The sequence below is a fragment of the Pseudarthrobacter linnaei genome, assembly GCF_055412825.1.
This window is the reverse complement of the sequence record NZ_JBVAYX010000056.1, coordinates 1-5,242: the sequence shown is the minus strand read 5'-3', so window position 1 is coordinate 5,242 and position 5,242 is coordinate 1. Positions and strand designations below refer to the sequence as shown.

At 69.2% G+C, this 5,242-nt stretch carries 5 protein-coding genes; 4 read left to right on the top strand and 1 reads right to left on the bottom strand.

Features of this window, described 5'->3' with window-relative positions:
- A partial coding sequence (locus ACZYZ3_RS20345) for a metallophosphoesterase family protein (protein WP_463965580.1) occupies positions 1–1,033 on the top strand: 1,033 nt, incomplete at its 5' end.
- A gap of 12 nt (positions 1,034–1,045) precedes the next feature.
- On the opposite strand, the gene ACZYZ3_RS20340 is transcribed toward ACZYZ3_RS20345, so the two are convergent.
- Complete coding sequence (locus tag ACZYZ3_RS20340) at positions 1,046–1,534, bottom strand: IS3 family transposase (protein WP_463965579.1); 489 nt, start codon at positions 1,532–1,534, stop codon at positions 1,046–1,048.
- Positions 1,535–1,969: 435 nt separating this feature from the next.
- On the opposite strand from ACZYZ3_RS20340, the gene ACZYZ3_RS20335 reads away from it, so the two are divergent.
- The 3 genes from ACZYZ3_RS20335 to ACZYZ3_RS20325 are packed head-to-tail and all read left to right on the top strand — an operon-like array spanning position 1,970 to position 5,175.
- Positions 1,970–3,070, top strand: a complete 1,101-nt coding sequence (locus tag ACZYZ3_RS20335; RefSeq protein ID WP_463965578.1) for a hypothetical protein — start codon at positions 1,970–1,972, stop codon at positions 3,068–3,070.
- Positions 3,054–3,902: a glycosyltransferase gene (locus ACZYZ3_RS20330; RefSeq protein WP_463965577.1), complete on the top strand. Its 849-nt coding sequence runs from the start codon at positions 3,054–3,056 to the stop codon at positions 3,900–3,902. Before ACZYZ3_RS20335 ends, ACZYZ3_RS20330 begins: the two co-directional genes overlap by 17 nt.
- A complete protein-coding gene (locus ACZYZ3_RS20325; RefSeq protein ID WP_463965576.1) occupies positions 3,892–5,175 on the top strand; it encodes a lipopolysaccharide biosynthesis protein in 1,284 nt (427 codons plus the stop codon). The genes ACZYZ3_RS20330 and ACZYZ3_RS20325 overlap by 11 nt, the downstream gene beginning before the upstream one ends.
- The last annotated feature ends 67 nt before the right edge of the window (positions 5,176–5,242 follow it).

Sequence of the window (5,242 nt, the reverse complement as noted above, 5' to 3'; positions counted from 1 at the left end):
GTGGCTCCTCAGCGACCTCCACCTGGGCGTGTCCGACGAGGACCCCCGGCGCCCCGGCACAGTGCTGCCCGAGTTCCTGCACCGCGAGGTGCTCGCAGCCTCCGGTCCGCAGCAGCACGTCGCCTTCGTCGGTGACACGTTCGAGCTGGTCGGGTTGGCCGAGGACGAGAGCCTGGCCCGGCTCGAGTCCATCCTCGCCCGCCACGGCGACACGTTCCGGGCGCTGAAGGCGTGTGCGGCGCGCGGCGTGCAGCTGCACTTCGTGTGCGGTAACCACGATGTGGAGCTGGCCCGGCCCTCGGTTGCCGCCCGCCTGTCGGCGCTGCTGTCACCCGCCGAGCCCACGCGGGTCCGGGTGCACCCGTGGTTCCTGCATGTACCCCACGTGCTCGTGGCCGAGCACGGGCACCAGCATCACGCGCTGCACCGGATGCCCGAGGTGCTCCGCGCGGCGGTCAACGGCACCGATGAGCTCGACCTACCACCGCTCGCTGCCTGGAACGCCCATCCGTCGAGGTCGCGCCTGAGCCGTGCCGGGGCCGTTGCCCGGGCCTGCCTGGCGTCCGAGCTGGCGGAACGCCGCGTCCGGGAGCTCGCGTACGAGGAGCTGTTGCAGACCGAGTCCCTGCGGCTCGCGCTCGACGGGGTGGCCGTTCGGGACCTGGCGCGCCTGTCCCGGTTCCGGACGGTGTCGGCGCTCCCGGTCGCCGCGACTCGCATGGTGCTCGCAGCCGCCGGGCGCAGAGTCGCCAGCGAGGAGGCTCCTGCTGCAGCGGGCCGGTTCGCACATACCCTCGAGACGTACGGTTCCGGGGTGGCCTGGTACGTCTCGGGCCACACCCACAGGGCCCTCGAGTCGGCGATCGAGGAGTGCCCCACCCGGTACGTCAATACCGGCACGTGGTGTTCGGACGTCCGCGGTCACGGACCTGACCAGTCGGACCGTCGGGCGTTCCCGTACGCCATGGTCGACGTCGCCGGCGACGGCACCACCAGCGGCGGGCTGCGGTACTGGCGTCCGGACGGCGGCTGAGCCGTCCAGCTGTCAGCGCACCGGCCGGGGCTGCACGCGCGCACGGCAATGGTGGCCAGGTCCGTTCCGTATTACAGCAGGTGCATCGCATCGCGGTCGAGTGCCGCAGCGTGTGCGGTGAGATGTGCCTGCCGCCGACCCCCAGCCGGTTCGGCGCCGTAGCCGGGACCCGGCCCTCGACCAGGGCTGCGGGCCTGCAGGTTTCCGGTGCCGGCTTGGTCGTCCGCGGCCCCTTGTTCCGGTGACCCCGCGCAGGCCCTTCTGGCGCATCAGGCGCTCGACGGCGCAGCGCGCCGCCGGGACGTCCTGCCGGTGCGGCTCCCTGTAAACCTTTCGGGCCACGTAGAGGCCGTAGTTCCCGGCATGGATGCGATCGATCTTTTTCCCCGGCTCCCGGTCGCTGGCTGCCCTGGCTGACTCCGGCGGGGACCTTGATCCGGTCCGAGTCCGCCATCCTCGTTCCTGGATGCAGGCCCTCGTTGACCCTGCCCGCTCACCCAAGCCAGCAAGGCCTCTGGATTCACCCCGAGCTGCTCACCTTTCCGGCGGAACGCGCCGGTCCTGGTCGCAGGGTCTTTCCTTGGATCAATGGCCATCCGTGTGGCGCGCTCACGCAGCCCGTTTGGGTACTTCCGTTGTGCTGCCTGGGAATCCTTCCTCCTGGTCATCGATGCCTCCATCAAACCCCATGCGATTCACACCCCTGGCCCTGGCGGGACCACGAAATTCCGTACTACGTAGGACGCGATGTAAAAGCGTAGGAGGCGATGCAAAAGCGAGTAATCACTACTGGTGTTTACCTGGCCGGCCTGTCATACGGTCAATACGGGCAGAGTCACTCGGCCGGGGGTTTCGAATCCCTCTAGGGGCACTCGATGGACTAGTCGCCGGGGCGGAGACACCATCCGACCGACACCACTCAGACAGGGGACGACCATGCAGACCAAAACCAAGACCAAGACGAAGGCACTACACTTCGACATCCACGGCCGCGTCATGATTCGCGTCGACGCGGAGGCGCCGGCAGCGGCCCAGCTCCAGAGCATGTTGGCGTGTTTCGCCACCGGCACCGAGCGGCCGGCCGACATCGTCGTCGATGACCGGCTGGAGCCGATGCCGGATGCGGGTCTGGTAGAGCACGAGCTCGCGTACACGGACAACAGCGTGCGTTTCCAGGCCGATCGGGTCCAGGTCGTGAGGGACGCAGAGCAGTGGCGCATTCACGGGCCGGGCGAGCTGTTGACCTCCGTGGTCCCTGTGCTCGATGCCGCCATGGTCAGTCGAGGAGCTGGCATGATCCACGCGGCAACGATGGCGTACCGGGGTCACGCGATCGCGCTTCCCGCAGCCGGAGGGACCGGTAAGACGAGCACTGCCGCCAAGCTGATGCGGCGCGAGGGATGGTCATTCATGGGTGACGACTGGGCCTTCCTCGCCGAGGACGCCACGCTGCTCGGCTACGCGAAGCCGATGTTCATCAAGCCGCACCACCGGGCCATCTACCCGCATCTGTTCGAAGGTGTCCGGAAGCCCCTGGTCCCCTCAGGGCTCTCGGAGAGCGTCGGCCGTCTCACCACGGTGGTGCACCCGTACGTCATCCGTTATCCGCGCCTCGCGGACTTCTCCCGGCGATGGTCACCGGAGCACCGCATGGTCGATCCGGGGACCGCGTTCCCGGGGCGTGAAGTGACGACCACAGCCCCGCTCGCGGCCGCCATCTACATCGAGCGCTTCGAGGGCGCCCGGTCTCGGATCGTCGAGCGGACGACCGATTGGATGGTCGACCGCATGCTCGGCAACTTCCACATCGAGATGGCGGGCTTTTCGCAGCGGGTCGTGACCGGCCTGGCGGCCACGTCCGTCCTCCCGTGGCGCGAGCACTTCGCGGCGAAAGGGCTCGTGCTGAGCAAGGCGCTCGACGGACGTCCCTGCCACCTGCTGCAGGTGCCCTCCGCGTATTCGGCGGACGAGGCGTCGGACGACATCGTCCGGTACCTCGAGGAGCTGCTACCGTCGGTCCTTGACGAGCAGATCTGAGGGGGTGGACACCGTGGGTCACAGCCCTTCCGAGGTAACCGCGGTCGTTCCGGCCCGCAATGCGGAAGCTCTGCTCCCGCGCTGTCTGGAGGCCCTGCGCCAGTCCGGTGTCGCTGAAATCATCGTGGTGGACGGATGCTCCACGGACCGCACCGTCGACCTGGCCCTCGCGGCCGGTGCCCGGGTCGTGAGCGACGAGGGCCGCGGCCTGCCATGGGCTCGAACGCTTGGTGTGCGGAGCAGCAACACCCGTTGGGTCCTGCTCGTCGACGCCGACGTCGTGTTCGGGCCCGGGGGGGTCGCTGACCTGCTCACGGAGTTGGTGGAGGGCGGCTACGACGCCCTCCAGGCCGGTTTGGAGAGTGTCGCTGGACCGGGATATTGGGGGCAGGCGCTGGCACATCACCATCGAACCGGTCGCAGCCGCAACTGGTTCGGGCTTGTGGCGACGGTGGTCGACCGAGACCTGATGCTGGGCGTGGGGTTCGATGACTCGTTCAAGTCGGGGGAGGACATCGAGCTGCGTTGGCGGATGCGGGAGTCAGGGCTGCGAACGGCGGTGTCACGCCGGGTCGTCGTCGAACATCGTTTCGCCGCCGACGACTTTGACTTCGCACTCGACCAGTTCCTCATGGACGGAAAGGGTCTGGGACGAATGGTCCGCAAGCACGGCTGGCGCGGTGCGAGGCTGGCGCTGTTGCCGGCCGCCGCGGCAGTCCGGGGCAGCGCCTTGAGCCTCGCCGGGGGCCAGCCTCGGTGGCTGCGCTACTACGCGGCGTTCTGCTGGTACAACTACACGGCCATGGCGAGGGGTTTGCGTCATGAGCGCTGAGCGGGGGACCGTTGTCATGGACGCCTCGACCGTCCGGCATTCCGCGTTGCGCAGCTCCCTCGGCCTCGTCGTCGCCAAGGCCGCCCAGACGGGCGCGGGTTTCGCCTTCTGGGTCGTGGCCGCGCGCGCGACGTCAGACCGTGAGGTAGGGCTTACCATGGCCGCGGTCTCGGCGGTGATGATCTGCACGCAGCTCGCGGTGCTGGGCGCCGGGTCGGCCGTGATCGTGGCGGTGGGGCGGGGCGAGCCGCCCGCGCGGGTGCTGGACGCCGCGTTCGCCATCGTGGGGGTGGCCGGCTCTGTGCTGGCCCTCGGCTACCTTGTGCTGCAGTCGGTGTTGATGCCCGACACGGCTTTGGTATCGGTTCTCTTCTGGCTCACGTTCCTCGTGGCTGCCGTCACCGGGACCCTGGTCATCGTGCTGGACCAGGCGCTCGTGGCGTTGGGACGCGGTGCCAGCGCGACGGCGAGGTACACGTTGGGCGGTGGGGTCTCACTCGGGGCTGCGGCGGTCGTGGCCTTGTGGACGCACGGCGTCTCCGCCGACGTACTGATGGCCTGCTGGACCCTCGGGACGACCGTGGCGTGCGTCGTCGGTGCGGTCCAGCTGCGAAGACTGGTCGGCTACCGGCCGCGGCCGTCCTTGCGCGGGACGCGCGGCCGTTCGCTGCTGGCGCTAGGCCTTCCGTACCAGCTCCTCACCCTCACCGAGCGTGCCCCCGGGCTGGTGCTGCCGCTCCTGCTCGCGCACATGGTGGCGCCGGAGGCAGCTGCCTACTGGTATCCCGCATGGATGATGGCCTGGGCCGCCTACTCCGCTCCGATGCTGATGGGCATCGTCCAGTTCTCCGAGGGTGTCCGGGACCCGCACCGCCTGGTGTCGACCACCTGGGCGAGTCTCCGTTGGTCGCTGGCCGTAGGTGGTCTGGCTGCCGCCGTCCTCGTCATCCTCGCTCACCCGTTGCTCGGTCTGATGGGGGAGCGGTACGCCGATTCGTCGGCCGGTGCTCTGCGGTGGTTGGCGGCCGGGCTGGTGCCGTACGCGGTGCTGCAGGCCTACAACGCCGTGTGCCGGGCCCGCGGTCGCTACACGGAGGCGATTGTGGTCGGCGTGACGCTCGGAGTCGCCCTCTGCGCCTCGGCGCTGTGGGCCGCCGACAGGGGCGCCAGCGCCATGGCCCTTGCCTGGCTGGTGGTGCTTTCCATCGGGGCCACAGCGGTCGGCATCCGGCTGATCTTTGTCCTTCGACGCGTCAGGCGGGATGCGCGATGACCGGCACGTTGGTTGCGGCTCCCCGGACCGGGGTGCGTTGGAAGTCCCGTGAGGTGTGGTGCGCTCT